Source organism: Phyllobacterium sp. P5_D12 (genome assembly GCF_054049495.1).
The window spans coordinates 1-1,013 of the sequence record NZ_JBFUMG010000986.1; the positions used below are offsets into that span (position 1 = coordinate 1).

General features: G+C 53.5%; 1 protein-coding gene. It reads left to right on the plus strand.

The annotated features are described in order from the left end of the window. Positions 1–132 precede the first annotated feature (132 nt). Positions 133–897 (plus strand): MBL fold metallo-hydrolase, encoded by a 765-nt coding sequence (locus tag ACXJ5O_RS28170; protein ID WP_457302789.1) that lies wholly within the window; start codon positions 133–135, stop codon positions 895–897. Positions 898–1,013: the final 116 nt, after the last annotated feature.

Genomic DNA, 1,013 nt, shown 5'->3' on the forward strand with positions numbered 1-1,013 from the left:
GGTATGGAACGGTCAGCACTGCACCGCAAGTTAAAGTCCCTCGGAGTCTGATCAAGTCATCGCGGCTCGCAGGCCTTCGACGTCAGGCCTACCCTTGCTGAATGCCTTGTTACCAGAAAAAGAAGCAACGCCATGAAATTGCAACTTCTGCGCAACGCAACGCTGAAACTTGACTACGCCGGCACGACTATCCTGATCGATCCGGATTTCGGATCGAAACACAGCCGTCCATCTTTCACCGGTCGCTCACCCAATCCAATGGTTGAACTGCCGGTGTCGACGGATGAAATCCTTGCCGGAGTGGAACTTGTCATTGTTTCGCATCTGCATGCGGATCATTTCGACAAGGTCGCGCAGGAGCTTGTTCCCAAACATTTGCCTCTCATTTGCCAACCGGGCGACGAGGAAAAGATCCGGTTATTCGGCTTCACCGACGTGACGCCACTGACAGAGAGATTGACATATGAGGGTATTTGTATAACGCGCCGCGACGGCAATCACGGCTCTGGTCCTGTGCTCGAAAAGATGGGCCACGTCATTGGCCTCACGATCGAGGCGGACGGCGAACCGTCGATCTATTGGGCTGGCGATACGATCCTCTATCCGCCCGTGCGCGAAACAATTGCTACATTTGCTCCGGACATTATCATCACCCATTCCTGCGGAGCCAAATGGGACGATGTCCTGATTGTCATGGATGCCGAACAGACTGTCGAGATCTGCCGTATTGCTCCCGAAGATACGAGAATCATTGCGACCCATATGGAAGCGTTGGATCACGCGACCGTTTCCCGCCATGATCTGCAGGCCTATGCGAACGCCCACGACATCGCTAAGCCTACGCTGCTTATTCCCAGCGACGGAGAGATTCTCCACCTCTCCGCTCCGAACGCATGAGATCAACAATGCCAAAAACCTTTGCTTTTGTCGGTAACCTGAATCGCAATGCCTTGCCCGGTAAGGGAAAGGGAATCAGCGTCTTTCAATTCGATGGTGAGACGGGAGATATGACT